The organism is Rhodococcus sp. MALMAid1271 (genome assembly GCF_049195265.1).
In the GTDB taxonomy this organism is placed as follows: Bacteria; Actinomycetota; Actinomycetes; order Mycobacteriales; family Mycobacteriaceae; genus Rhodococcoides.
Genome location: NZ_JBMIRQ010000052.1, coordinates 72354 through 98888 on the forward strand (window position 1 = coordinate 72354; position 26535 = coordinate 98888).

The window sequence follows — 26535 nt, forward strand, 5'->3', positions numbered from 1 at the left end:
AGAAGGGCACGCAGAGCGAACCCTGCGTGCCCTTCTTCACGTAGTGGTCAGCAGATCCGAAAACCCCTCGTCTACCGGATCCGCCGACCCTGTGTCCCCCGGATCGTGAGCAGCCGACGCTGCAGTGATCAGCGCTCGATGATGGCTGTGACGCCCTGGCCACCGGCAGCGCAGATCGAGATCAGGCCGCGGCCCGAACCCTTCTCCGCCAGCATCTTCGCCAGCGAGGCCACGATGCGTCCGCCCGTCGCCGCGAACGGGTGACCCGCAGCGAGCGAAGATCCGTTGACGTTGAGCTTGCTGCGATCGATGGAACCGAGCGCCGAGTCCAGACCAAGACGTTCCTTGCAGTACTCGTCGCTCTCGAAGGCCTGCAGAGTCGCGAGCACCACCGAAGCGAACGCCTCGTGAATCTCGTAGTAGTCGAAGTCCTGCAAGGTCAGGCCGTTGCGGGCGAGCAGACGCGGAATCGCGTAGGTCGGGGCCATCAGCAGGCCGTCCTTGAACGAGCCGTTGCCGTGGACGTAATCGACCGCAGCGGTCTCGGAGTCGACCAGGTGCGCCAACACCGGAAGGTTGCGCTCGGCAGCCCACTCGTCGCTGGACAGCAGCGCGGCCGACGCACCGTCGGTGAGCGGCGTCGAGTTACCGGCCGTCATGGTCGCGTCGCCCAGCTTGGTTCCGAACACCGGCTTGAGGGTGGCCAACTTCTCGACGGTCGATCCCGGACGCAGGTTGTCGTCGCGGGTCAGACCGAGGAACGGCGTCACCAGATCGTCGAAGAAACCGCGATCGTATGCGGCCGCCATGTTCTTGTGGCTCGCTGCGGCCAGTTCGTCCTGGTCCTCGCGGCGGACGCCGAATTCCTTGGCGGTGATGGCGGCGTGGTCACCCATCGACAGGCCGGTACGCGGCTCGCCGTTGCGCGGGATCTCGATGCCGAGCATTCCGGGCCGGACGTTGCCGAGCAGCTTGATGCGGTCGGTGGTGCTCTTGGCCCGATTCAGGGAGAGCAGGAATTCACGCAGTTCGTCGTTGACGCCGATCGGGGCGTCGGAGGTGGTGTCGACACCGCCACCGATACCGGCATCGATACGGCCCGATGCGATGGCGTCGCCGACGGCGATGATCGACTGCAGGCCGGTGCCGCAGGCCTGCTGGATGTCGAAGGCCGGGGTGTACGGGCTCAACGCACTGCCGAGAACGACCTCGCGAGTGAGGTTGAAATCACGCGAATGCTTGAGCACGGCACCGGCGGCGACGAGACCGAGGCGCTCGCCCTGCAGTCCGAATCGCGAGACGAGTCCGTCGATGGTGGCGGTCAGCATGTCCTGGTTGGACGCCAGCGCGTACTTCTTGTCCGAACGCGCGAACGGAATGCGGTTGCCACCGACGATTGCGACCGGTCGTAGCTGCTTGCTTGTCACTGACGTCTCCAAACATCGTCCCCAGCATCGTGGGGAATGGCCCTGGTGGAGTTTCATCTTACTGGCGAGTAAGTTGGTTGTCGACACCCGGTCGTGCGCCTTGCTCCTCGAGCGAGCAGCGCTGAATGAAAGGTACGACAGTGGCAGCCTCCAAGGGAGCCCCAGATCTCTACTCAACGTTCCTCGCGTCCGCGCCGGGAGCCTTCATCGCCAAGCAGGCCGGCCTGCCGCAGCCCGAGAAGCTGCGTCGCCACAAAGCAGGCGAACCGCCGCTGGCCGGACCGGTACTGATCGGTGGCAGCGGTCGTCTCGTCGAACCCCTGCGTGAACTGCTCTCGGATTACCCGCAGTCGCAGCCGCACGACGACAAGCACGGCGGGCTGGTGTTCGACGCCACCGGAATCGGCAACGTCGCCGAGTTGGAGCAGCTCTTCCAGTTCTTCCAGCCGGTCATTCGCAACCTGGCCCCGTCGGCACGCGTCGTCGTCATCGGCACCACCCCCGAGGAGACCTCGAGCGTCGACGAGCACGTCGCGCAGCGCGCCCTCGAAGGATTCACCCGCAGCGTCGGCAAGGAGATCAAACGCGGCTCCACCGCCCAGCTGGTCTACATCTCCCCCAATGCCTCCACCGGCCTCTCCGGACTCGAGTCGACTTTGCGCTTCCTGCTCTCGGCGAAGTCCGCCTTCGTCGACGGCCAGGTCATCGTCGTCGGTGACGCCGACTCGACAGCACCCGCATCCTGGGACAAGCCGCTCGCAGGCAAGGTGGCCGTCGTCACCGGAGCAGCCCGCGGCATCGGTGCCACCATCGCCGAGGTTCTCGCCCGCGACGGAGCAACCGTGATCGCAGCCGACATTCCCGCTGCCGGAGAAGCTCTTTCGCAGACGGCCAACAAGGTCGGTGGCACCTCGCTCGCACTCGACGTCACCTCGCCCGACGCCGGAGAGGTACTGAGCAAGCACCTGCTCGAACGTCACGGCGGAGCCGACATCATCGTGCACAACGCAGGCATCACCCGCGACAAGACGCTCGCCAACATGGACGACGGCCGCTGGAACTCGGTCATCGGCGTCAATCTCGCTGCCCCGCAGCGCATCACCGACGAGCTCATTGCATCCGGTGCCCTCAAGGACGGTGGCCGCGTCGTCGACGTGTCGTCCATTGCCGGCATCGCAGGCAACCGCGGCCAGACCAACTACGGCACGTCCAAGGCAGGCGTCATCGGCCTCGTACACGCCTCCGCACCCGTGCTCGCGAAGAAGAACATCACCATCAACGCCGTCGCCCCCGGCTTCATCGAGACCGCGATGACCGCTGCGATTCCGTTCGCCACCCGCGAGGCCGGACGACGGATGAGCTCACTGCTACAGGGCGGCGAGACCGTGGACGTCGCAGAGTTGGTCTCCTACTTCGCATCTCCGGCATCCAACGCCGTCACCGGACAGGTGGTGCGCGTGTGCGGCCAGAGCCTGATCGGCGCATGAGCACCGTCACGCTGACCGCGCAGCCGAAGACGTCCGATCTCTACACCGCGGCCGCGTTGGGTGCGCTGCCGTTCTTCGGATCCAAGTCGTCCTCGGTTCCCAGCACGGTCTACGAACTCAAAGGCCTCCGGGTGGACCCGGACAACCTGGCCGGCTACTGCCGCACGACAGGACTACGGTTCGGCGATCGCCTTCCGATCACCTATCCGTTCACCCTCGTCTTCCCTACGGTGATGAAGTTGATGGTGTCGAAGGGCTTTCCGTTCGCCGCCATGGGCTCGGTGCACGCCGAGAACGTCATCGAACAATTCCGCGGCATCTCCGCCTCCGAGCCGCTGGACGTGCGCGTACACGCGGAGAACCTGCGTGAGCACCGCAAGGGATTGCTCGTCGACGTGATCAGTGAGGTCAATGTGGGCCGGGAGCTGGTCTGGAAGCAGACCTCGAGCTTCCTGAGCCTGCAGAAGACCTCACTGTCCGGTGGTCCTCGCGAGGCACCGCCCGCCGACGAGGTTCCGCCGCCCCCGACGCGCACACTGCGCGTCGACCAGCGCATCATCAGCCGGTACGCGGCCATCTCCGGAGACCGCAATCCCATCCACGTATCCTCGCTCGGCGCAAAGGCATTCGGCTTCCCGAAGACCATCGCGCACGGAATGTGGAGCGCTGCGGCAGTTCTGCAGACCGTCGAGGGTCGAATCCCGGAAGCGGTGAACTACCGCATCCGCTTCGGCAAGCCGATCGTTCTGCCCGCGACCGTGAACGCCTACGCCGATGCCGTCGGTACCGGGTGGGACCTGTCGCTGAAGAACCCGAAGAAGGGCTACCCGCATCTGACGGGCACCCTGCGCTGATTTCAGCTCTGCCCGCCGAACTCGAAGTCATGGACGGATTCCTCGCGAATCTCGTCCATGACTTCGAGTTGGGCACAACTAGGTAGTGGCAGCCTTCTTGCCTGCCAGGCCGCGCCACGCCAGGTTCTCGAGCAGGTCGGCGGCCGCATCCACCTCGATCTCGCCGCCTGCCACCCTGTCGGCCACAGCCTCACCGGCACCGACCAGCGCGACGGCCATCAAACCGAAGTTCTGAGACTGCTCCGGATCCCTGGTACTCATCGCCAGCAAACCCGCCGTCAACTCGATCAGACGATCCCGGCTGCTCTGCACCTGGGAGGCAAAGGCCTGCTGTCCGATCGCCTGACGGTAGAGCACCATCCACGACTTGCGGTTCTCGCCCACGAATCCCAGAAAACCGATCAACGCCCTGCGCAGCTGCTCACGCGGAGTGAGAGTGGGATCGGCCGCAGGGGTCAACGCTTCGACGAACTTGAGACCCTCGCGGTGGATGCAGGCGGCGAACAGCTCTTCCTTCGACCCGTAGTACAAATACAGCATCGGCTTGGAGATGGCGGCCTTCTTGGCAATCGAATCCATCGACGTCTCGTGAAAACCGTTGTCGGAGAAAACATCTACCGCCGCGTCCAGCATCTGCTGCTCGCGGACGGCGCGGGGCAATCTCTTGGTGCCGCCAGCCATGGACCCTCCAATACGTACGAAGCACTAGACGTTACTCCACAGTAAGGTCCGGTACACCCAATCAGGTGCCGCACGCCCCTTTGAACCGGGCCACCGTCGCTGCGGCCTGGTCCACCTCGGCCGCCGACAGACGCCCACTGGCCACCGCGTCCTCGAGATTGTCCAACACCGCCGGCACCTGATCGGTTGTCAGCCACAGCGCCACATCGGCACCCGCAACCAACGCTGCCTCCACCGCGTCGACGATCCCGAGCCGGGCAGTGATGGCCGCCATGCCGCTGAGATCGTCGGTGAAGATCGGACCGTCGAAAGGCTGCGCCCCGAAGCCGACGCCATCGCGCAACAACGCCATCGCCGCCGGGCTGATGCTCGCAGGAACACCGGGATCGGTCAGCCCGGGAACATCGAGATGCCCGACCATGACGCCAACACCGGTGTCGTCCAGAGCAGCGAACGGCAACAGATCCTTGGTCTTCAACTCGTCGAGCGGGGGCGTGCTCACCGCACCGGTGTGCGAATCGCCCGAACCCGAACCATGCCCCGGAAAATGTTTGATCACCGGCTTGATTCCTGCATCCTCCAGGCCCCGCGCATAAGCCCCCGCGTACTCGATGACAACCTGCGGGTCATCGGAGAACGACCGGTCGCCGATGACCGAATCGTCGGGCTGCGCGCTCACGTCGACCACCGGGGCGAAATCCACGGTGACACCCAGATCCTTCAACCCTCGGCCGCGGGTGAGGGCCTCCTGATATACCTCGTCCACCGACATCGTCCGAGCCAACACCCGCGCCGACGGCGCCTCTCCCAACAGATCCGCCACCCGCGAGACCCGCCCGCCCTCCTCGTCGATCGTGACCATCGGAGCCACCGCGGACGCGTCGAGCACCTGAGGTACCTCCCGATTTCTCAGCATCGACTCGTCGGTCCAACTCCCGATGAAAATTCCGCCGACCTGCTCGGTCGACATGATCTGGACCGCGTCCTGCGTTCCGGTGACTCCGACGGTGAGCAACTGAGCCAAACGCTGCCGCTCCGACAACCCGTCCACGAACGCAACGCACGCGTCGACCGGAGGAGCCGGCTGCATCTCGGTGCTCCCGGCCACCGTCGTCGTCGGGTCGGCTGTCACCGACTGCGTCGACGCAACCTGAGCGGACTCGGTGGAGCACGAAACCAACAAACCCACACCGACTGTCATCACCGCAGCGGACCGAACCGAAAACCGAAGTCGCATGGAACAAGACGGTAGCCGAGAACGGAAGGGCTGCCATCGCCCCGGGGTTTCGGATCGATGTGGTTTTGTTGTGCACTCCGAGCGACTGGAAGCCACATCGATCCCAACCGGAGCGGTAATCTGGACCAACGCGACATGAGGAGGGTTTCGAACCATGACCGCAGATCTCATACTCATTGCCTACGACGGCTCCGACAACGCCAAACGAGCAATCGACTACGCGGGACGGTTTCTCACCACCTCGCGCGCAATCGTCGTCACCGCCTGGGAGCCCATGGTCCGTCAGGCCGCGCGAATGTCCGGTCTCTCAGGAGTCATGCAGCCCGAATGGGTCCCCGACGACGAAGCCGAGGACGTCGCACTCACCGACGCGAAAGTCACCAACAGCGAAGGCGTCGCACTGGCCGAAGCCGCCGGCCTCGAGGTGGAGGGACAGTGCACCGAATGCACCACCGCCATCTGGAGCGCCATCGTGGAAAAAGCCGACGAGATGAATGTCGACATCATCGTCACCGGCACCCGAGGGGCCACCGGTCTGCGCGCACTGTTGCAGAGCTCCGTGGCCGAGCACGTGCTACGACACAGCCACCGCCCGGTCCTGATCGTCCCGCCCGGCCAGTAACGCACCCGTCCTCCGCAGGCTTCACTCGAGGTCAATCGGGTCATTCCGCAGGCTTCACTCCTGTCAGTGATACCGTGATGCCCGCGTGGGGGTCCACCTCACCCATCTCTGACCTGAGCCGACTGACTGGAGAACCGAGATGAAGTTCGCTGTCCCGGGTGTCATTGCCGCCGTCGTCGGTGCCGTGCTGGGTGCGGGCGTCGTGTTCGGAGTCACCGCCGCCGCAGCCGACAACTCTCGTCCGGATATCGATCGCACCGGAAACGCCGACTCCTCCTTGCTGAACCAGGTTGAGTACGGCAGCCGCTGACGCTGGTCGCTCTCGTGGTTCGATGATCTCGGCCGAGCCGCTCGGCCGTAAATGGCTTCTCGGCGTCTCGGCTCTGGCGTTTCTCCTCACGTTCCTGCAGGTCCCCGGCTTCACCGTCGCCGACACCAAGTACGACCTGGCGCAGAACCCTCTCGGATTTCTCGAACGCGCCTCGCATCAGTGGAACAGTGCCGCACCGCTGGGCCAGGTGCAGAACCAGGCCTACGGTTACTTCTTCCCACACGGAGCGTTCTTCGCAGGTGCCGACCTGCTGTCCATCCCACCGTGGATCACCCAACGCATCTGGTGGGCGCTCCTGCTCATCGCAGGCTTCTGGGGCATCGTCCGGCTCGCCGAAGCGCTCGGCATCGGTAGCCGCAGCTCTCGTCTGATAGCTGCCGTCGCGTTCGTACTGTCTCCGCGCGTGATCACCACCCTGGCATCGATCTCCTCCGAGACGCTGCCGATGATGCTCGCGCCGTGGGTACTGATCCCGATCGTGCGCTATCTGAGAGTGGATCGCGCCGAACCACCCCGAGATCCGGGCTCGGTGCCCGCCACACTCACGGTGCAGCGCGCCGCCGCACAATCAGCACTTGCCGCGGCGTTGATGGGCGCGGTGAATGCCGTCGCGACCGCCGCAGCGGTGTTGGTCGCGGTGATCTGGATGCTGATGCATCGTCCGAATCGACGTTGGTTCGTCTTCGGTGCCTGGTGGGCGGGCTTCCTGGTGCTCGCGACACTGTGGTGGATCGTCCCGCTGCTGTTGCTCGGCAAGGTCTCGCCACCGTTTCTCGACTACATCGAGTCCTCGGGCACCACCACCCAATGGACATCGCTGACGGAGGTGCTGCGCGGTACCGGCAGCTGGACACCGTTCGTCTCTCCCGAACGCGTGGCCGGTGCCGTGCTGGTGACCCAGCCTGCCGCCGTCATCGCGACCGGATTGATCGCCGCAGCGGGTATCGCGGGATTGGCGATGCGGTCCATGCCTGCCCGTGGCCGATTGACGGTGATGCTCTTCGTCGGCTTGGTCGGTCTCGGAGCCGGATTCGTCGGCGACCTGGACGGCCCGTTCGCCGGCAGCGTCCGGCTGTTCCTCGATTCCGGGGGCGCTCCGCTACGCAACGTGCACAAGCTGGAGCCGGTCATTCGCATTCCGTTGGTGCTCGGCCTGGCTCATCTGGTGGGCCGCGTCCCACTACCGGGGTCCGTGCCGCGTCCGCAGTGGCGGTCGGCCGCCGCGCACCCCGAGAAGCACCCGATGTTGGCCGTCACCGCCTTGGTCCTGGTGGCACTGGCGCTGTCCACCTCGCTGGCCTGGACGGGCAAGCTCGCTCCCCGCGGGGCGTACGAGGCAGTTCCGCAGTACTGGCACGACGCCGCGGACTGGCTCACCGACCATGCGTCGGGCTCGAGTCCGGACGGCTCCGACGCGCAGCGGGCCTTGGTCGTACCCGGAGCCCCCTTCGCGCTACAGACCTGGGGACTGACTCGCGACGAACCACTGCAGGCCCTCGCGACCACCCCCTGGGCGGTCCGCGACGCCGTTCCGCTCACTCCGCCCGGAGCCATTCGGGCTCTGGACTCCGTACAACGACTCTTCGCCGACGGTCAGCCCTCGCCCGGGCTGGCCGACACCCTGATAGGGCAGGGCATCAGCTACGTCGTCGTGCGTAACGACCTGGATCCCGAGGATTCCCGATCCACCCGTCCGGCCTCGGTGCACCAGGTGCTCGACGGTTCGCCGGGGTTGACCAAGGTGGCCGAATTCGGTGAGGACGTCGCCCCCGGTCGAGTCGATGGCGTCGTGCTCGACGGTGATCTGAGACCGCCCTACCCTGCGGTCGAGATCTACTCGGTGCGTGGCTCGGCAAATGTACCCGCATCCGGCCCGTACACCGTCGATCTCGATCGAGTTCCAGTGGTCCAGGGTGGACCCGAGTCCATTTTGCGCTCGAACGAACTGCGCAACAGCGGGATTCGCACACCAGTACCCGCAGGACCCACATTGCTGGCATCGGACGCAGCTGCCGCCGGACTACCTGTCGATGCGGTGACCGTGACGGACACGCCGATGAACCGCGAGACGGACTTCGGCCAGGTCGACAATCACAATTCTGCGCTGCGGGCTGCGGACGAACCTCGGCGATCACTCAACGAGGTTCCCGATTACCCGGTGTACGGGGCGAAGACCGTGGACGGCGAGTGGGAGGGTGCCACTCTGACGGCGTCGAGTTCGGCATCGGACGCGACGCAGATCGGTGGCAGCTCCCCTGGCAGCGGCGTCGCTGCGGCCGTGGATGGGGATCTGGCGACCAGCTGGATCAGCAACGGCATCGAACGCGCTGTGGGGCAATGGCTTCAACTGGACTTCGATACCCCGGTACGCGGCGGCCTGTTGCACATGCGCACCAGCCCGGGGACGATCGGAGACCCGGTGAAATGGGTGGAGATCACCACACCGAACGGGTCCACGGCTGCGCGAGTGGACAAACCGGGTGACCCGATGACGGTATCGCTGCCCGGTGGGGACACACCGTGGCTGCGGATCACCGCGAAGTCGACGGTCGACGGGACCCGCGGAAGCCAGTTCGGCATCAGCGAAGTCTCGGTGGACGACTATTCCGATCGAGACAATCCGAAGCCGGTGTCGATCGTGCACCGCGCGGTGTTGCCCGATACCCCGGCCGGGGCGAGCGTCGAGGCCTGGGAACTCGGCCAGGAGCTCCCCGGACGCTCCGGATGCCTCGACACCGAGGATCGGATCCGTTGTAGCAGTGGCCTGTCCAAGGCACCCGAGGAACTGGGCCGCTTCTCGCGCACGATCCAGGTGCCGATGGGCACAGCAGTCATCCCCGAGCTGACGGTACGGACGCGACAGTCCCCCGAACTCGAGGCCCTGCTGGCGCAACCGGGTAGGCCGCTGGCCACCGGGGCATCGGACGTCGCGGATCTGCGCGGTTCCGCCTTCGCGGCCACCGATGGTGATCCGCGCACGTCCTGGACCGCGCCGGAGAAGTCGATCACCGACCGGGCCGGGACCTACCCCACGCTCACCATCGACTTGCCTTCTCCCACACTGGTGGACGGGCTGCGGCTCAGCCCCAGTCTGGGTGCACTCCCGGCCCATCCCACCCGCGTCGCGGTCAACCTCGGCAACGGACCGGTGGTACGCGACGTCGAGGCAGACGGTTCGACGACACTCGAACTGCCGCCACACGTGACCGACAAAATCGTGCTGTCCATCGTGGACTGGGACGGAGTGTTGGATCGGAACTCGTTGGGATTCGTGCAATCTCAACCGCCCGGGTTCGCGGAAGTCACACCGCTGTCCGACGGCGAAGCGATCGGTGCGCCGTACGACGGTAATCGTGAGATCACCGTCGATTGCTTCAACGGTCCGCTGATCTCCATTGCCGGGCAGACGGTACGTACCTCGGTGACTGCCACGGCAGACCAATTCCGATCCGGCGAACCCCTGAAAGCCTCGGTCTGCGACGCCGCTACTCCGGCGCTCGAGAACTTCGTAAACCCGGTCTCGCTGCCCCAGGGCCGCCAGGACGTGGTGGTCGAACCAGGAGCGTCGTTCTTCGTCGACGGTATTCGTTTGCGCACCATGCCCATTCCGGCCGAGTGGCCGACCAGCTCCAGCCCGCAGCCTGCGCGGACGACCGCCTGGAGCGCCGATCACCGCGAGGTGACGCTCGCCTCCGCATCCGCGGATCGTCTGCTGGTGATCCCGGAGAGCAACAACAGCGGCTGGCGCGCAACCACTTCCGGCGGTACGGAGCTGACCCCCGTAGTCGTCGACGGGTGGCAACAGGCCTGGCTGGTTCCGGCAGGGGCATCAGGCACCGTCTCGTTGGATTTCACCACCGACCATTGGTACCGACTCGGCATTTTCGGTGGCCTGTTGCTGTTGATCCCGCTGCTGTTCGCCGCGATCCGGCGGCCTCACAGTGTGCCGAATTCGGACCCGTCGCCGCGCCCGTGGAGCAGCGTCGGCGCTGCGTTCGTGGCCCTGCTTGCGGCAGCAATCGTGTTGGCCGGGACAACCGGGGTGGTCACAGTTGCCGTGCTCGGTGCCGGTGCCGTGTTCCTGGACCGCCGCTACGGGCGAGCACTCTCGGCCCGTGTCTCGGTCTGTGTGGCAGGCGGATTCGCCCTGCTGGGTGCGGCACTCCTGTCATTGGGACCGTGGCGGTCTCCCGATGGATACGTCGGCGGGTCCTACTGGGTGCAGCTGGCGTCTCTGATCGGAGTTGTCGCGTTGGCGATCAGCGCGATGCGGAAGCCGTGACATCACTCTTGCGGGGCACCAGGCGTCGTCGAGCAGGTTCTTCGACCAACGCGTAGCTGGCCGCGGCCACCGGTATCGACAATGCCAGGGTCACCGCCAACACGAACCACATCCCTCCCGAGAACGGCACTATTCCGAACACCGGGAACACCACCGCTAGAACGGCCAGGTGCCAGATGAAGATTCCGTACGACCACCGGCCGAGCGTGAGCATCACCGGATGCTCGAGTACTCGGTGGCGTCGGCCGGAATCTGCGAGCACCAGAGGCGAGAGCATCGCGAACGCGAGGACCGCCCCCACCACGATCTTGAACTCGAACTGCCACGGCTCGGGCCGCACCAATCCTTGTGGGCCGGCCAACGGGGTAGCCGACAGCACGAAGGCCGCGACGGCACACGAGGGCATCACCCATCTGCGCCGTGCCCAGCGATGCACCCATATCTGCGGTCCGACGGACACTTCCGCCAACACCATCCCGGCCGCGAACCATGGGAAATACCCGGGCAGCCAGTTGTCGTGATGGATCGCGTCTGCGGTCGTGACCGGCACGAACGCCCACGACAGCGTCACGACAGCTGCGCCGAGCAGTACCCAGATCCGATACCGGGCCGACGCCCCTCGAAGGCGCACCATCAGCCATGCGAACACGGGCAGGAGCAGATAGAAAGCCACTTCCACCGACAGCGACCACATCTGCGTCATGCCCTCGGTCAACGTCAGGGGCACGAACACTTGCGTCAGAGACAGATTGGCCAACCACACTCGGTAGTCCCCACCCGCGTGCGGAAGGAACAGCAACACCAGCACGACGACGACCCAGTACGCGGGCAGGATGCGCACAGCCCGCGACCAGAAGTAGCGGCGGGCGCTCTGGGCCTGTTCAAGCCCCCTGGCCTGCGCGGCGTGCGGACGCCACAGCAGAAATCCGGAGAGCGCGAAGAAGATCGCCACCGTGAGATCGAACCTGCCCCATACCCGGCCCATCAGCGGCGACGTGGCAGCCCCGGTCTGAAAGGCGACGTGGGTGACGACGATGCCGATCGCGGCCAGCGCACGCATCCCCTCCAGTGCCGGGATGAACCCGCGTAGCGGTACGACGGATGCCGAGTCGACTCGAGTGCTCATGGTGCCGTCAAGTGTGCCGTGTCGAACCGGCGCAGACGAGACCGGCACCACTGTCGACTGTTACTGTCACCTGCGACGTGTCGATAGAAAACGGGCATCGTGCGGGGGGCTGAGCTTCATCCCGCCTGCGGTGTCTTCCAATGAAGCGGTCAACTAAGGAGAGTCAGCATGGCGGAGCGCTCAGGGCCGAGCCGGATAGTAGCCCTCGTACTCATCGGCTTGGGTGCATTTCTGGTGGTCGCCGCCATCCTCATTCCCACATACACGGTCTCGGCGCTCGAGAAGACGCCCCTGGATCTCGAGGTCACCACCGTCTCGACCGGAGAGGGCAGTGTGCTCAATTCGAGCTCTCTGGCCGCGGGCCGGGCCGTGGTGGACGAGAACGTTCCGCTCGTCTCGCAGCGTTTCGTCACCGTCGAAGACCCCTCCAACGCCGACATCATGACGCTGCAGGCCGGCCAGACTCTCCGCCGCAGCGACAAGCAGGCCGACACCGGGCTGCTGACGGCCAACGTCGACCGCGTCACCGTCGACCGCAAGACCTCGATGCCCGTCGACAACCCGATCGGCACGATCCAGGTTTCCGGCGACAAGCCCGCAGAGGAAGTTGCCCACACCGGCCTGCAGTACAAGTTCCCGTTCAACGCCGAGCAGAAGAGCTACCCGTACTTCGACATCAACGCGCGAGCGTCCAAGGACATCGACTTCGTCGAAGCCACCGAGATCAACGGCACCCCGGTGTACAAGTACCAGCAAACCGTCGGTCCGGTCGATCTGTCGACCGTGGTGAACCTGCCGACCAACAAGGTGACGCTGCCCGCCGACACCTGGGGCGTCGAGGGCGGCACCGAACCGGTGACGATGACCCGCTGGTACGAGAACACCCGCACTGTGTGGGTCGAACCCGAGACCGGTGTGATCGTCAAGGGCGAGGAGCAGCTGCACCAGTACTACGCGCGTGAAGCAGGCACGCCCGAGGTCGATGTTCTCAAAGCACCGATCACGTTCGACGAGAACACCGTCGAGTACCAGATCCAGCAGGCCAAGGACGGTCAGGACAAGATCTCACTCTTCGGCCGGACGATTCCGATCGTCGCAGCTGTCCTCGGTGTCATCGCCTTGATCGCCGGAGCGTTCTTGCTGCTGCGCGGCGGAAACGGTGACCGCCGTCAGCCCGCCCGGGCGGACAACGCCCCGCGTCCGAACCCTGCCGGTGGAGCAGCACCCGCTCCGGGCCGCGATTGGACGACCGATCGCACCGAAGAAATCCCGAGGACGAATCTCTCCAAGGAGTAGGTCCGCCGCGCACGAGCGAGTGCGCTACGCACAGTGGCGTGGTCAGGTGCCCTCACGGGCACTCGACCACGCCACTGGCGTGTGTCAGGCAGTCGACAGCGTCCCGTATTGATGCGGCTGCCGCATCAGAACGAGATCCTTGCGTCGCACCACTGTCGTGGGGTACGGGCCACCGAGATGGGTGGTATCCACAACGCACGTCGCGTGGCCGGATTCGCTGCCGTCGACGATGGCCTCGGTTCGGGGAAATGCGAAGGTATCCGGCCCGAATACCCCACTGTGCCCATGAATTCCGCGACTCGGATCGATGCTGTTGGCGAACGCGAAGTAGACGTTGTTCTCGCCCGCACGCACCCGCATGTGGTGCCAGTGCAGGGCGTCGACGCCGGTGGGGACCTCGGCCGCATGGGGAATCTCGGTCCCGGGATGCGATCCGACGAACGTCCCGGCCAGTGCGGATGGACACACGATCAGATCGCACCCACGCAGCGCCAGAATTCGACCGGATTCCGGTAGCAGCGCGTCGTTTCCGACCAGTATTCCGACGCGTCCTGTCGGCAGATCGACGACCGTCCACGAGTCTCCCGCGTCGAACAGCGGTCTGTGTTCGGCGGACAAGTGAATTTGTCGGTAGGCCGTGCACGCTCCGTCGGAACCGATGAGAACCGCCGAGTTGTACACCCGCCCCGTCTCGGCGTCGCGCTCGGCAAGTCCGACGACGATCGAGACGTCCCGACGAACAGCCAGTTCGGCGATCCGTGTGATCGAGGGCCCGTCCAGGGTCTCGGCAATCTCACGCGGAGGCCGATGCTCGGAGACCGACCCGCTGATCGACAACTCGGGAAAGACCACGAGATCAGTGGAGCCGGAGAGCCTTTCGACCCAGGACTCGATGTCGGCAAGGTTGCCCTCGACCGATGTTCCTGGCGTGCACTGGACGACGCTGACCGTGGATGTCGCCCCGGTCGGTAGCGGAGCGTGCCCGTACAAGGTGAAGAAGTCCAGTGGGTTCCACGCGTACGAATTGATCTGGAGTTCGCGATACAGCTCCGGCCGGCGCTCCGGTAGGCCCCGACCGCCGCGTCGGATATCGATCTGCGCCGAGACGATGCCGTTTCCGACGTCGATGCGCTGGGCGACGGTACCGTCGGGCTCGATGATGCAGGTGCCGCCACTGAACTGAACGGTGCGTTCGAGACCCCATCGGTTGCTTTCGATGACGTGGCAGTTGTTCTCGAACGCCCGGCTGATCCAGTAGGGGGCGGGAGTCCGTTCGGCGAGCCAATTACTGATGTGGCAGATGACATCTGCGCCCTGCAGCGCGACCACCCTGGCCGTCTCGAGGAAATGCAGATCCATACAGATCAACATCGCGATGCGGCCGAGTCTGGTCTCGAAAACCTGATGCCCCAGATTGCCCGGTGCGGCCCACTTGGGTTCGGCGATGTACGGATGCGTCTTGCGATGGGTTCCGAGGATTCCTTCTGGTCCGATGAGAACTGCACTGTTGTAGAACAATCCACTGTCCGGATCGACCTCCGGCATCCCCAGCACGATGTAGCAGTCGCGGCGGGCTGCGATCTCCTCGAACACGCCGGTGGTCGGCCCTGGAATCTGTTCGACGACGGTGGCCGCTTCCTCGCCGTCATGGAAACAGTAACCGGTGGTGGCCATCTCGGGTGTCGTGATCAATTCCGCCCCGTCCGATGCCGCCTTCTCGACGAGCTCTGCCAGGGACTCGATATTGGCATCCTTGGCGAACAACGTGGGCTCGAACTGGATGGCTGCTGCGGTGAATGTCATAGCGCTGCAGTCCTTTCGGTTTCAAAAGCTCCGGCCGAGACCGGCGGTTGGTAGTACTTGCCTCGGGTGGCCATGGTGAGGGGGACGTAGACGATCGGTCCGAGGATCATCGCAATGAACGAGGCGTAGTACGACGGGTAGAGACCGAACACACCGAGGCCACCCACGGCCACACCCACTGCCATGGCGGCAATGCCGCAGGGGTTCCAGTTACGTACGCGCCCTTCGCGAAATTCGATGTTGTTGCGCGGTGCGAGGCCGAGCATCCGCCTGCAGACGAAGTAGTCCGCGAGCAGGATGAAGATCCAGGTGTTGGTCATGATGCCGGTGACGGCAAGGAACTTGTCGGTGTACTGCAGGATGTTGACCGGATAGCAGAGCACACCGACGACGAGCAGCGCCACCATCCACCACTGGCGTCCGACCTTGCGGGGCGAGAGCACGTCCCAGGCGTTGGACAGTGCAAGGGATCCCGAGTACAGATTCATCACGTTGATGCGCACCTGGGTGACGACGGCGAAGATCACGCCGAGCAAACCCATCACCACGGCAAAGTAGAGCCCGGGGTCGGTCGCCGAAAGTTCTGGTGTTGCAGTGCTTCCGGTGAAGTGACGGAGCATGGTGAAGCCGAGGAAGACACCGAGAATCATCACGACGACGATCATCAACAATTCGGCGAGCATCAGCCCGGCCGTCCCGACATAGCTGACGCTCTTCTTGACGAACCGTCCGTAGTCGGTGGCGATGAGTGCCTGAAACACCACCTGCCCGTTCGCGAGACTGAGAGCCTGCCACATCGCGGTTGCGGTCAGTCCGCCCGTGGCCTCCCATTGACCGGGGCCCACGAGAACGTACCCGCTGGCCAGCATGTACATGCCGATGGCGAACAGGATCAGAAAGATAGGCATGCCGAAGCGCTGCAGAATATTCATCGAGTGCATCCCGCGCCAGGAGAAGAACAGCGCGACCAGGGCCACGAGGGCGAATACCACTGTCGCCCATGCTGAATTGATGTCGATCCCGGCCATTTCGCTCAGACCGTGCGAGACGATGCTGCCCTCGAAGATGAAGTAGAAGACATAGTTCACGGCGTACACCAGTGATGCGACTGCCGAACCCTTGGTTCCGAAGCCCATTCCACGGGTGAGCAGGGGCAACGACAGACCCTCCTGGCTGGCGATGCGCATGATCAGGCTGCCGACGATCGTCGCGCCGATCACCATGTACGCGACGGGGATCAGAAACATCGGCCATCCCACCAGGAAGCCGATCTGGCCGCCGAGGGCGAACCAGAACATCGCGGTGACGTTGCCGGTGAGCACCAGCAGAATCGCCGGACGACGCCAGCGTTGGTTATCGGGGACGCGGGAGGTTGCGTAACTTTCGATCTGATCGTCGAGGCTGGTCGCAGGCCCCTCGAAATACTTCTTCATGTTCATGAACGGGTGTCCACTTCGGATCGCGGGTAGAGCGCTGATTGCGCTGCCACGGAACAATACTTTCCCTGGACACTATTGCAAGGTGAAATATGTTAAAAAGAGATCACGAGAGTTCCCGACCAGCAAGAAGACGGCACAGCACATGCCCTACGCGGGGCTATCAGGCCTATCAGTGAGTGACCGAAGACGCTTTCGCGTTGGTCTCGAGGGCGCGCAGCAGCGTTTCCAACAGCTCGCGCTCCGACGCCGACGCAAACACCGACGCGGCGATGGTCTCCATCACCGGAGCCGCCTCGTCGTGCATGGCTCTGCCGCGCGCAGTCAGCCTGATGAGCACCTGGCGACGATCCACCGTGCCGTTTCGGCGATGCACGAGATTATTGGAGACCAGCCGATTGACGGCCTTGGTCAGCGTCGGTGGCGACAGCAGGGCGAACTCCGCCGTTTCTGCCATCGTGTGCCCCTCGCCGTCCGACAACAACGACAGCACCCGCCACTCTTCGAGATCGAGCTCCCAGGAGACGAGCGCGCTGCGCAGCCGATCCGAGACGGCCCGCTCGACCACCGTGAGCAAACGAGCAGCAGAGCCGGCCTCGTCGTGCTTCACGCGATCGCGCCCCTCTGCTCGTCGTGCGCCGTCGGCGCTACAGTCTCCTCAGCGATTCTAGAGCGAAGCGAACACTGAATCGAGCCGGATCGGATGGACAGCACGATGAACAGCGATCGGGTCGGCCCGTTCCGGGTCGGCCTGATCTTTCCGATGTCCGGACCGTTCGGACTGGTCGGACCGTCGAGTGAGCTGTCCGCGCAGCTGGCCAGAGACGAGCTCAATGCGGCCGATGGCGTACTCGGCCGCTCCGTCGAACTGATCGCAATCGATGGTGGCCGAGACCCTGCCGCCGTGGCCGGCGAGGTCTCGACTCTGGTGGACGCAGGTGCCCTGGACGCCGTCGCAGGGATGCACACATCGGCGGTTCGACGAGCTGTCATTCCCGTGACCGTGAACCGAATTCCGTACGTCTACACCTCACTGTACGAGGGCGGAGATCGCTTCCCCGGCCTGTTCATCACCGGAGAAACGCCAACCAACCAACTCGTCCCGGCCCTGGATTTCCTGGTCCACGAGTTCGGACGAAGGCGCTGGGCGATCGTCGGCAACGACTACGTCTGGCCCCGCAAGAGCGCCGCTATCGCAGCCGCACGCCTACGTGAACTGGGCGCGGCCGTGGTGCATGCGGACTTTCGGCCGGTCGGAAGCACGAACTTCACCGGTTCCGTCGCCGCACTCGAGCGATCCGGGGCCGATGGTGCCGTGGTGCTGCTACTCGGCGATGACGCCGTACATTTCCATCAACAATTTGCAGCTGCAGGTCTCGATGTTCGGTGCGTTCGGCTCAGTCCGCTGATGGACGAGAACATGTTGATTGCGGCCGGCGGCGACAACACTCATGGCTTGTACGTCGCATCCGGATACTTCGAGACACTGGCCACCGAGGACAGTTTGGGATTCTCGGCTCGATTCGCCCGCGCGTTCGGAGTGGACGCGCCCATCGTCGGAGCCCTGGGCCAATCGTGCTACGAGGGCATCAAACTTCTGGGCGCACTGCTGAACAGGGCGGGTACCGCGGACGTGAGCGTGATCGAATCCATCTCCGATTCGGTGACGTTCACCGGTGCCCGCGGACGTCTGTCTTTGTCGAACGGCCATGTGTCTCAACCGATCTACCTGGCATTGGCAGGCGAGGTCGATTTCGAGATCCTCAGTGAGATCCGTCCCTCTGCCGACTGACGCTTCCTCCCCACAACACCAAGCCGACCACCACCACCATCGTCACCGCCGCGGTGACGGCGGCAACGGTGACGAACTGTGCCAGCGTCGACGCGACGAACAGCAGCAGCACCACTTCGACGCCGAGGGCGAACCAGGCCACGAGAGCGAGGTGGGTGCGCTCGCCCGCGATGGCCCAGAGCAGCGCACTCTGCAGAACCGCCAGGCACGCACCCTGCAACACGAACAGCCAGACATAGCCCTGCACACCGGAGTACGTATCGCCGACCACCAACGGCAGCAGCGGCGACGCCACCGCGCCGCCGATCACCAACACCGTGCCGAGGCCTGCGACGACGGCCAGCGCCGATCGGACCGCGGAGGCGGAATGCACCGGGTCCGCCATCCGCGGATACAGCACAACGCCGACGGCCTGCGGCAGCCAGAATGCCGCCTTGGACGCAACGGCACCGACGGCATACAGGCCGGCCTCGTTGGTGCTCAGGACGGCACGAGCGAGCACCAGATCCAGCGCCGACATCGCGATCAGCACCAGTTGCACCTGCGAGGCCTGTAAGACGGCCAGCACGGTGACCTTCGTTTCCGATACCGCGTGCACCGGCACCCCGGCGGTCCATCGCGCGCCCAGCGCCACCACCCCGATGCCCGCGGCCGTGGCCAACAGCACCGAACCGGGACCACCACCGAGCCCCAACACCAGCACGGCCGGAGCCACTTTGCCGAAGCCGGCGGCGGCCAGTACGACACTGAGGGCCCCGAATCGCCCGCGCCCCTGAAGCAACCCCTGTTCGGCGGCCAGCAGCACCAGCACCGGGGCAGCGATGACCGCCGATACCGTCGACGCCATCGAGACATCCATCGAGGCGGACAGGGCAGGTGCCAGGGCCAGCGCCAACACGCCCACCACCGCCGCGCAGCGGTACCCCACGGTCCGCAGCTCCCGAGAACTGCGGCCCCGTACCACCTCACGCGCCACCACCGACTGCAAAGCCAACGCGGGCACTGCCAGAACCAACTGTGCAGCAAGCAGACTCGCGAACTCGCCGTAGCCCTCGACGCCGAGCATCCGGCTCGCGAGCACCTGCAGCACATAGGCCGCGACGTTCGCGAACATCGAACCGGCCGTCACCATCCCCATCCCGGCGACCGAGGCACCGGCGGAATGGTCTGCCTCGGACGAGGCGCGGAAAGACATGCGCCCACGGTATAGGGTGCCGATCATGGCGTGGTCGAGGTCGAGGTGGACGCCGCCCGCCTACAGCCTGCTGCTCTCCGCGGTCGTTCTCGGCCCGTTGCTGGGCCCCGGCTACCTGCTGCTGCGCGACGCCGTCAGCACACCCCGTTCCTACTTCACCGACTCCGCCTGGGGCATTGCAGATGCTGCCGCCCGCGCAGTCCCGCAGGATGCGGTGATAGCGGCCCTGACGACGGTGTTCGACGGGGGCCTGGTGGTCAAGACCATCCTGCTGCTGGCGTTGTGGCTGGCCGGGTGGGGCGCGGCCGTCATGGTACGAACGGTGCTTCCGGCAGTCTCGCTACCTGCACTGCTCGTCGCGTCGACCATCGCCGTGTGGAACCCGTATGTGGCCGAGCGACTGCTACAGGGACATTGGAGCCTGCTCGTCGGATACGCCGCCCTACCGTGGACCGTGGTCGCCGCACTCGCGGTCAGGCAAGGTCGTTCGTGGTGGGCGCTCTCAGTCTGTCTCGCCGCCGCCGGCCTCACCCCCACCGGAGCACTGCTGGCCGCACTCATCGCGCTCGTCGTGCTCGCCGCCCCCGGGGGTTCCGGACGCGGCCTGCGCGTGGTCGTCACCCTCGGCATCGCGGCGGTGGCGTCGTCGCCGTGGCTGGTGGCGACGGCAGTGTCGGGCGGTGGCGTCGACCAGACGGATCCGGCCGGCTGGGCGGCTTTTGCAGCACGAGCGGAGCCGGGGCTGGGTACCCTCGGCAGCCTGGCCGGCCTCGGCGGCATCTGGAACTCCGAGGCCGTACCCGGCTCTCGGACAGGAATTTTCGCTCTCGTTGGTACGATTCTGCTGCTGACGCCGGTCGCGTTCGGCGTATGGCCGCTGATCAGGCGTCGACGAAATCCGGTGATCGTGGGGCTCGGCGTTGTTGCGCTCTGCGCCGTGGTGATCCCGGCGCTCGCGGCGACGGGACCGGGGCTGGCCGTGGCCCGAGCGATGGGTGACATCGTGCCCGGAGCCGGTTTGCTCCGCGATTCCCAGAAGTGGGTCGCGTTGGCCATGCCCTTCTACGTTCTCGCCGCTGCAGCCGGAATCGGGCAGATGTGTCGGGGCCGACGGCGAAATCGGGTGCAGCCGGCCGCGCCCAGCGCGGCCCAGTGCACCCGATTTCGCACCGCATGGCTACCGGGGACGGTCACGGTGCTGGCTCTGTTGATTGCGCTACCGGACCTCGCCTGGGGCGTCGGCAATTCCGTCAGACCCGTGACGTATCCACCCTCGTGGCGCGCCGTAGCGGCCGAATTGGACGGCAGCACAGGTGATGTCGCGGTACTTCCTGCCGGTATGTTTCGCCGCTTCCCGTACAGCGGCGATGCTCCGGTCCTCGATCCAGCCCCGCGCATGCTGCCACTGGACGTGCTGCAGACCGGCGAACTCATCGTGGCAGGCGGCACGGTACGCGGCGAGGGGGCACGCGCCACCGACGTCCAGAACGCTTTGCTTGCAGGCGAATCTGCCGACGCACTCGCTGAACTGGGCGTCGGCTGGGTGCTGGTGGAGAACACGACCCCCGGCGAACTCGGCGAATCCGAGCAGACACTGAAACCACTCGATATTGCCTATTCCGACGCACAGCTCACGCTCTACCGGGTGCCGGATCCGCTGATCGCCCAGCACCGTCCCACCGCAGCCGTCGTGGTGGCCCACCTGGCCTGGGCACTGCTGCTTCTCGGCGGTCTAGCGGTAGGAGTCCTGCGCCGAATCGGATTGCGGCACAACGCCGGCCGATCCGACCAGCCCTGACGACCAACTGCCCCGCGTCGTGGCGTCGAGCACGGAGTACACACCCTGGGCGCACTGCTCCCAGGAGAACTCTCCTGCGCGCACTCGCGCCTTCTCTCCCAGCCGAGTTCGTGCTTCGGCATCGAGCAGCAGTTCCGACACCGCCATTGTCAGGCCGGCGACGTCTCTGTCTTCTACGGACTGTCCGCCCACCAGGACGCCGGTGACCCCGTCGATGATCGAATCGGTCAGGCCCTTGGAGCTTCGGTAGCCCACTGTCGGCACCCCGTGCTGGGCCGCTTCGACCACCGCGAGGCCCCAGCCCTCCTTGCGTGAGGGCAGGACGTGCACCCAGCTCCGACCGAGCAGCTCGTGTTTGCGCGCCTCCTCGACGTGCCCGTGAAAGGTGACGTAGTGCTCGATGCCCAGCTCGCTCACGTAGTCGCGCAGGTTCTGCTCCCACCAGCCGCCGCCGATGACGTCGAGGTGGATATCGGGAATCCGTCCGCGTAGCGCCGCCACGATATCGAGTGCGTCCTCGATCTGCTTGTGCGGAACCAGCCTGGACAGCACGCTGAGCGAAGGATGCGCGGTGCGGGTGCTCTCGTCGCCCTCTCGCACCGACAACGGGATCTCGTCTGCACCGTTTCGCACCACAGCGATGCGCTCGCGGTCCACGCCGAGGGCGATCAGTTCGTCTGCGGACGGCAACGACACCGTCAGATACTGGTTGCGGCGGTGCACTCGCGGGGACACCGTCGATTCCAACCACCAGCCCAGCTTGGCCATCAGGGGGCCTGCGACAGGCCACTGCTCACGGTGGCAATGGTGCACCAGCAGCGTGACCGGCACGCCGAACGCGACGCGTGAGAAGAAGGGGATTCCGTTCTGGGTATCGATCACCGCATCGGGAGCAATGCCTTTGAGCGGTCCGAATCCGAGCCGCCCGGCAGCGATCGCGGCAAGCGCTCGGGGGTACACCGACAGCCGCCCACCACCGCGACTGATCCGAATCCCGTCGACGATCTCCTCGGCAGGAGCACCGGGGTACGACGCCGTTCTGAGGGTGACGCGGACGCCGCGTCGAGCCAGACCCGCGCCCACCTGCTCGAGATAACGCTCGCTGCCGCCGCCCTGCGGGTGCCCGGTATCGCGCCAGCACAGCAACAGAACCTCGCGCACAGCTTGCTTCACCCAATTTCCCCATGCTCGTCTCGACCGCCGTCGATCACCGCTGCCACACTAACCGCTAGGGTTCGTTTTCGTGACTTCCGCCGTGACACGCCTGTTCGCCTCCCGCGCGACACTGCGCCGCTCGGTGAGTCTGTTGAAGGACTTCGGCCACGAGCAGAGTGCACCGGACATCTTCTACGGAGCCCTGGCCCGCGATTCCGTGGAACTGATCGGCGACCTGTACCGAGGCCTGACCGGCACCGACATGTCCGCGGCAACGGTACTCGACGTGGGCGGCGGCCCGGGATACTTCGCCGAGGTCTTCGGGGAGACCTGCGAGCGCTACCTTCCCGTCGAACCCGATGCGTCGGAGATGCACGCAGCCGGACTGCAGATCCCCGGATCGGTACGAGGGTCCGGAATGGCACTGCCGTTCCGCAGCGACAGCGTCGACATCTGTTTCTCCTCGAATGTCGCCGAACACGTACGTGAGCCGTGGACGATGGCCGAGGAAATGCTGCGTGTCACCAAGCCCGGCGGGTTGACCGTGCTGTCTTACACGATCTGGTTCGGTCCTTTCGGTGGCCACGAGACCAGGCCCTGGCACTATCTCGGCGGCGAATACGCCGCCCGGCGCTACACCCGCACCACCGGCCACGAACCGAAGAACCGATTTGGCGAATCATTGTTCGACATCAGCGCTGCAGACGGATTACGTTGGGCGAAAAGCACTCCCAACGCGACACTGCTGGCCGCATTCCCTCGATACCACCCGCGATGGGCATGGTGGATGATGCGTGTTCCGCTGCTCCGAGAGTTTTTCGGCAGCAACCTCGTCCTCGTACTGACACCGAACCCCCCTTCGAAGGGTCATTCCGCAGGCTCCACTCCCGCCTAAAGAAGGGTCATTCCGCAGGCCCCACTCCCGCCTAGCGAAGGGTCATTCCGCAGGCTCCACTCCCACCCTCGAAGGGTCATTCCGCAGGCTCCACTCCCGCCTAGTCTGGACCCATGACGGCACTGGCTCTCGACATCGGCGGCTCCAAGATGACAGCGGCACTCGTCGGCCGCGACGGGCGTCCGGAGAAGCCGGTCACGGTGCCGACGCCCGCGTCCGGAGTGTGGTCGGCCTGCGCGTCGTTGCTTCGGAAGATCGCTCCCGGACAGCACATCGACCGCATCGGTGTCGCCTGCTCCGGTCCGGTGAGTCTGGACACCGGATCGGTCGCGCCGATCAACATCGCGGAGTGGAAGAACGGCTTCGCGCTGGCGGGCCGCATCACCGAGATCTTTCCCGACGTCGACGTCCGCCTGGCGATGGACGGCAGCGCAGCCGCTCTGGGCGAACACCGGTTCGGGGCCGCCGTGGGGGTGCCGGACGTGTTGAGCCTGGTCGTCTCGACCGGCATCGGCGGCGGATTGGTGCTCGGCGGCCAGATCGTCGGAGGTGCCAGCGGCAATGCGGGCCACATCGGTCACATCGTCGTTCCAGGATCGACGACGGCCTGCGCGTGCGGTGGCATCGGATGCGTCGAAACCGTCTCGAGCGGGCCGTCTGCGGTGCGGTGGGCGCGCGAGCAGGGTTGGACCGGCAGCACCGGGACCGAACTCGCTGCAGCCGCCACCTCCGGAGAGCCGGTCGCGATCACGTCGTTGCAGCGCGCTGGAGTGGCACTGGGTCAGGCGATCGCGTCGGCCGTCGCCCTGGTGGATGTGCGCATGGTGGTGATCGGCGGTGGGTTCGCTCAGGCAGGCCCGCCGCTGTGGGATCCGATTCGGGAGTCGATAGGGCTGCACGCTCGCCTGAAGTTCCTCGACGGCCTACAGGTGGTACCGGCAGCCTTGGGTGGGCTCGGAACCGTGTACGGCGCGGCTGCCCTCACCGGCTGACAGGTACCCGCACAGCCAGAACGGGGCCCACCCCTCGGTGAGCCCCGTTCCGTGTGCTGAATACTACGCGCCCAGACGCTGCTTGAGGGCGTCGAATTCGTCCTGAATTCCGGTGGGCAGTTTCTCGCCGACGAAGTCGAACCACTCCTGGATCAGCGGGATCTCGGCCTTCCACTCCTCGGTGTTCACCGCGAGTGCCTCGGCCACGTCGTCGACGGTGGTGTCGAGGCCGTCGATGTCCAGAGCCTCGGCCGTGGGGACGACACCGATCGGGGTCTCGACGCCCGCGGCCTTGTGCTCGATGCGCTCGACGATCCACTTGAGCACGCGCGAGTTCTCACCGAATCCGGGCCACAGGAAGCGCTTGTCCTCGCCGCGACGGAACCAGTTGACGTAGAACACCTTCGGCAGCTTCGAGTCGTCGGCGTTCTTACCGAGGTCGATCCAGTGCTGGAAGTAGTCGCCCACGTTGTAGCCGAGGAACGGCAGCATCGCCATCGGATCGCGTCGAACGGTACCGACGGTGCCCTCGGCAGCGGCGGTCTGCTCGGAGCCGACGGTGGCTCCCATGAACACTCCGTGCTGCCAGTCGCGGGCCTCGGTCACCAGCGGGACGGTGGTCTTGCGACGTCCACCGAACAGGATCGCCGAGATCGGCACACCCTGCGGGTCGTCCCACTCGGGTGCCATCGACGGGCACTGAGCCATCGGCACGCAGTAGCGCGAGTTCGGATGTGCTGCATCGGTCCCGGACTCGGGCGTCCAGTCGTTGCCCTTCCAGTCGATCAGGTGATCGGGCTTGCCCTCGAGGCCTTCCCACCACACGTCACCGTCGTCGGTCATACCGACGTTGGTGAACACCGAGTTGCCCTGATCGATGGTCTTCATCGCGTTCGGGTTGGAATCCCAGTTGGTGCCGGGCGCGACGCCGAAGAAACCGAACTCCGGGTTGACGGCGTAGAGACGACCGTCCTCACCGAAACGCATCCACGCGATGTCGTCACCGATGGTCTCGGCACGCCAGCCCGGGATGGTCGGCTGAATCATCGCGAGGTTGGTCTTGCCGCACGCGGACGGGAACGCCGCCGCGATGTAGTACGCCTTGTCCTCGGGCGAGATCAGCTTGAGGATCAGCATGTGCTCGGCGAGCCAGCCCTCGTCGTGGGCCATCGCCGAGGCGATACGCAGCGAGTAGCACTTCTTGCCCAGCAGTGCGTTGCCGCCGTAACCGGAACCGAAGCTCCAGATCTCGCGGTCCTCGGGGAAATGCGTGATGTATTTGGTGTCGTTGCACGGCCACGGCACGTCGGCCTGGCCCTCGGCGAGCGGTGCGCCGAGCGAGTGCAGCGCCTTGACGTAGAAGCCGTCCTCGCCGATCTTGTCGAGCGCTGCCTGACCCATGCGGGTCATCACGCGCATCGAGACGACGACGTACTCGGAGTCGGTGAGCTCGACGCCCAGCTTCGGGTCGGCCGCATCGAGCGGGCCCATGCAGAACGGAACGACGTACATGGTCCGTCCACGCATGCAACCGCGGTAGAGATCGGACATCAACGTCCTCATCTCGGCGGGATCTATCCAGTTGTTGGTGGGACCGGCGTCGATTTCCTCTTTGGAGCAGATGTACGTGCGCGACTCCACGCGGGCGACATCCGAGGGATCGGAGTTGCCGAGGAACGAGTTGGGCTTCTTCTCGTCGTTGAGACGAGTGAAGGTGCCTGCCTCGACCAGCTTGCCGGTCAGGCGCTCCCATTCGGCGTCGGACCCGTCAGCGAACACCACTGCGTCCGGTTCGGTCAGTTCGGCTACCTGAGCAACCCAGGCAAGCAGTTCTTTGTGTCGAGTCGGCACGTTGTCGGTGCCGCTCAAACCGGGAATGGTCGCTGAGGTCATCTAACTCTCCTGGGGTTAGCCGGAACCGGGACGAACTCGCACGACTGCTGTTGGCAAGCATGCGCGAGCAGATCTCGATTTTCCCCTCTCGGCGGGGCGCTGCTCGACCGTTCGTGCTGCAATACACCATCTTACTGGGTACGGCAAGCCTAGAGCCGAGCGCCGGATGTCCTGTTCACCAGGTTAACGCCGAGCGACGTAAATCCAGAAACAGGGTGTTGTCCGATTAGTCA

General features: G+C 65.3%; 20 protein-coding genes. 10 read left to right on the top strand and 10 right to left on the bottom strand.

The features are described from left to right. Window positions 1-128: 128 nt before the first annotated feature. Complete coding sequence (locus tag ACOQFP_RS05135; protein WP_206489675.1) at window positions 129-1427, bottom strand: acetyl-CoA C-acetyltransferase; 1299 nt, start codon at window positions 1425-1427, stop codon at window positions 129-131. 140 nt (window positions 1428-1567) lie between these two features. On the opposite strand from ACOQFP_RS05135, the gene ACOQFP_RS05140 reads away from it, so the two are divergent. Next, complete coding sequence (locus ACOQFP_RS05140) at window positions 1568-2914, top strand: 3-oxoacyl-ACP reductase (RefSeq protein ID WP_206489676.1); 1347 nt, start codon at window positions 1568-1570, stop codon at window positions 2912-2914. Then, a complete protein-coding gene (locus ACOQFP_RS05145; protein WP_421583680.1) occupies window positions 2911-3768 on the top strand; it encodes a MaoC/PaaZ C-terminal domain-containing protein in 858 nt (285 codons plus the stop codon). Before ACOQFP_RS05140 ends, ACOQFP_RS05145 begins: the two co-directional genes overlap by 4 nt. Window positions 3769-3846: 78 nt before the next feature. On the opposite strand, the gene ACOQFP_RS05150 is transcribed toward ACOQFP_RS05145, so the two are convergent. Both ACOQFP_RS05150 and ACOQFP_RS05155 read right to left on the bottom strand, forming a co-directional pair. After that, entirely contained in the window at window positions 3847-4449 is a 603-nt protein-coding gene (locus tag ACOQFP_RS05150; RefSeq protein WP_206489678.1) for a TetR/AcrR family transcriptional regulator, read from the bottom strand. Window positions 4450-4510: 61 nt separating this feature from the next. Beyond that, window positions 4511-5686 carry a glycoside hydrolase family 3 N-terminal domain-containing protein gene (locus tag ACOQFP_RS05155; RefSeq protein WP_421583681.1) on the bottom strand — a complete coding sequence of 392 codons (1176 nt, stop codon included), beginning with the start codon at window positions 5684-5686 and terminating at the stop codon, window positions 4511-4513. A gap of 154 nt (window positions 5687-5840) precedes the next feature. Between ACOQFP_RS05155 and ACOQFP_RS05160 the strand changes: the two genes are divergently transcribed. The 3 genes from ACOQFP_RS05160 (at window position 5841) to ACOQFP_RS05170 (ending at window position 10921) form a co-directional block, all read left to right on the top strand. Then, the gene (locus ACOQFP_RS05160) at window positions 5841-6308 is read left to right on the top strand and encodes a universal stress protein (RefSeq protein ID WP_206489679.1); all 468 of its coding nucleotides are present in this window, start codon (window positions 5841-5843) and stop codon (window positions 6306-6308) included. 139 nt (window positions 6309-6447) lie between these two features. Beyond that, window positions 6448-6618 (top strand): DUF2613 domain-containing protein, encoded by a 171-nt coding sequence (locus ACOQFP_RS05165; protein ID WP_080730504.1) that lies wholly within the window; start codon window positions 6448-6450, stop codon window positions 6616-6618. A 22-nt stretch (window positions 6619-6640) separates the two neighbouring features. Next, a complete protein-coding gene (locus tag ACOQFP_RS05170) occupies window positions 6641-10921 on the top strand; it encodes an alpha-(1->3)-arabinofuranosyltransferase (RefSeq protein WP_421583682.1) in 4281 nt (1426 codons plus the stop codon). Here the strand turns inward: ACOQFP_RS05170 and ACOQFP_RS05175 are convergent. Then, window positions 10899-12047: an acyltransferase family protein gene (locus ACOQFP_RS05175; RefSeq protein WP_421583683.1), complete on the bottom strand. Its 1149-nt coding sequence runs from the start codon at window positions 12045-12047 to the stop codon at window positions 10899-10901. The genes ACOQFP_RS05170 and ACOQFP_RS05175 overlap by 23 nt on opposite strands. Before the next feature lie 168 nt (window positions 12048-12215). On the opposite strand from ACOQFP_RS05175, the gene ACOQFP_RS05180 reads away from it, so the two are divergent. After that, window positions 12216-13343, top strand: coding sequence for a DUF3068 domain-containing protein (locus tag ACOQFP_RS05180; RefSeq protein WP_421583684.1), 1128 nt, complete (start codon window positions 12216-12218; stop codon window positions 13341-13343). Window positions 13344-13427: 84 nt separating this feature from the next. On the opposite strand, the gene ACOQFP_RS05185 is transcribed toward ACOQFP_RS05180, so the two are convergent. From ACOQFP_RS05185 to ACOQFP_RS05195, 3 genes are all read right to left on the bottom strand, one after another. After that, window positions 13428-15146 (bottom strand): nitrilase-related carbon-nitrogen hydrolase, encoded by a 1719-nt coding sequence (locus tag ACOQFP_RS05185; protein WP_421583685.1) that lies wholly within the window; start codon window positions 15144-15146, stop codon window positions 13428-13430. Next, window positions 15143-16585: a purine-cytosine permease family protein gene (locus ACOQFP_RS05190; RefSeq protein ID WP_421583686.1), complete on the bottom strand. Its 1443-nt coding sequence runs from the start codon at window positions 16583-16585 to the stop codon at window positions 15143-15145. Before ACOQFP_RS05190 ends, ACOQFP_RS05185 begins: the two co-directional genes overlap by 4 nt. Before the next feature lie 169 nt (window positions 16586-16754). Further along, entirely contained in the window at window positions 16755-17192 is a 438-nt protein-coding gene (locus ACOQFP_RS05195) for a MarR family winged helix-turn-helix transcriptional regulator (RefSeq protein ID WP_206489685.1), read from the bottom strand. Window positions 17193-17297: 105 nt separating this feature from the next. Between ACOQFP_RS05195 and ACOQFP_RS05200 the strand changes: the two genes are divergently transcribed. Continuing rightward, window positions 17298-18374, top strand: a complete 1077-nt coding sequence (locus ACOQFP_RS05200) for a substrate-binding domain-containing protein (RefSeq protein ID WP_206489686.1) — start codon at window positions 17298-17300, stop codon at window positions 18372-18374. Here ACOQFP_RS05200 and ACOQFP_RS05205 read toward each other — a convergent pair. Further along, window positions 18346-19569, bottom strand: a complete 1224-nt coding sequence (locus tag ACOQFP_RS05205; RefSeq protein ID WP_421583687.1) for a polysaccharide biosynthesis protein — start codon at window positions 19567-19569, stop codon at window positions 18346-18348. The two genes, ACOQFP_RS05200 and ACOQFP_RS05205, sit on opposite strands and share 29 nt — an antisense overlap. 25 nt (window positions 19570-19594) lie before the next feature. Between ACOQFP_RS05205 and ACOQFP_RS05210 the strand changes: the two genes are divergently transcribed. Continuing rightward, window positions 19595-21367, top strand: coding sequence for a hypothetical protein (locus ACOQFP_RS05210; protein WP_421583688.1), 1773 nt, complete (start codon window positions 19595-19597; stop codon window positions 21365-21367). Here the strand turns inward: ACOQFP_RS05210 and ACOQFP_RS05215 are convergent. Next, on the bottom strand, window positions 21302-22528 hold the full coding sequence (locus tag ACOQFP_RS05215) for a glycosyltransferase family 4 protein (protein WP_421583698.1): 1227 nt from the start codon (window positions 22526-22528) through the stop codon (window positions 21302-21304). The two genes, ACOQFP_RS05210 and ACOQFP_RS05215, sit on opposite strands and share 66 nt — an antisense overlap. Window positions 22529-22622: 94 nt before the next feature. Here ACOQFP_RS05215 and ACOQFP_RS05220 point away from each other — a divergent pair, with 94 nt between their 5' ends. Both ACOQFP_RS05220 and ACOQFP_RS05225 read left to right on the top strand, forming a co-directional pair. Beyond that, window positions 22623-23417 (top strand): class I SAM-dependent methyltransferase, encoded by a 795-nt coding sequence (locus ACOQFP_RS05220; protein WP_421583699.1) that lies wholly within the window; start codon window positions 22623-22625, stop codon window positions 23415-23417. 113 nt (window positions 23418-23530) lie between these two features. Further along, window positions 23531-24409, top strand: a complete 879-nt coding sequence (locus ACOQFP_RS05225; RefSeq protein ID WP_421583689.1) for an ROK family protein — start codon at window positions 23531-23533, stop codon at window positions 24407-24409. A gap of 63 nt (window positions 24410-24472) precedes the next feature. On the opposite strand, the gene ACOQFP_RS05230 is transcribed toward ACOQFP_RS05225, so the two are convergent. Beyond that, window positions 24473-26302 (bottom strand): phosphoenolpyruvate carboxykinase (GTP), encoded by a 1830-nt coding sequence (locus tag ACOQFP_RS05230; protein WP_421583690.1) that lies wholly within the window; start codon window positions 26300-26302, stop codon window positions 24473-24475. Between the last annotated feature and the right edge of the window lie 233 nt (window positions 26303-26535).

Coding starts and splice junctions, on each gene's coding strand:
- ACOQFP_RS05210 (WP_421583688.1), top strand. CDS start 19,595: ATGGCGTGGTCGAGGTCGAGGTGGACGCCGCCCGCCTACAGCCTGCTG.
- ACOQFP_RS05180 (WP_421583684.1), top strand. CDS start 12,216: ATGGCGGAGCGCTCAGGGCCGAGCCGGATAGTAGCCCTCGTACTCATC.
- ACOQFP_RS05175 (WP_421583683.1), bottom strand. CDS start 12,047: ATGAGCACTCGAGTCGACTCGGCATCCGTCGTACCGCTACGCGGGTTC.
- ACOQFP_RS05190 (WP_421583686.1), bottom strand. CDS start 16,585: ATGAACATGAAGAAGTATTTCGAGGGGCCTGCGACCAGCCTCGACGAT.
- ACOQFP_RS05170 (WP_421583682.1), top strand. CDS start 6,641: ATGATCTCGGCCGAGCCGCTCGGCCGTAAATGGCTTCTCGGCGTCTCG.
- ACOQFP_RS05185 (WP_421583685.1), bottom strand. CDS start 15,146: ATGACATTCACCGCAGCAGCCATCCAGTTCGAGCCCACGTTGTTCGCC.
- ACOQFP_RS05150 (WP_206489678.1), bottom strand. CDS start 4,449: ATGGCTGGCGGCACCAAGAGATTGCCCCGCGCCGTCCGCGAGCAGCAG.
- ACOQFP_RS05145 (WP_421583680.1), top strand. CDS start 2,911: ATGAGCACCGTCACGCTGACCGCGCAGCCGAAGACGTCCGATCTCTAC.
- ACOQFP_RS05205 (WP_421583687.1), bottom strand. CDS start 19,569: ATGTCTTTCCGCGCCTCGTCCGAGGCAGACCATTCCGCCGGTGCCTCG.
- ACOQFP_RS05225 (WP_421583689.1), top strand. CDS start 23,531: ATGACGGCACTGGCTCTCGACATCGGCGGCTCCAAGATGACAGCGGCA.
- ACOQFP_RS05160 (WP_206489679.1), top strand. CDS start 5,841: ATGACCGCAGATCTCATACTCATTGCCTACGACGGCTCCGACAACGCC.
- ACOQFP_RS05155 (WP_421583681.1), bottom strand. CDS start 5,686: ATGCGACTTCGGTTTTCGGTTCGGTCCGCTGCGGTGATGACAGTCGGT.
- ACOQFP_RS05165 (WP_080730504.1), top strand. CDS start 6,448: ATGAAGTTCGCTGTCCCGGGTGTCATTGCCGCCGTCGTCGGTGCCGTG.
- ACOQFP_RS05200 (WP_206489686.1), top strand. CDS start 17,298: ATGAACAGCGATCGGGTCGGCCCGTTCCGGGTCGGCCTGATCTTTCCG.
- ACOQFP_RS05230 (WP_421583690.1), bottom strand. CDS start 26,302: ATGACCTCAGCGACCATTCCCGGTTTGAGCGGCACCGACAACGTGCCG.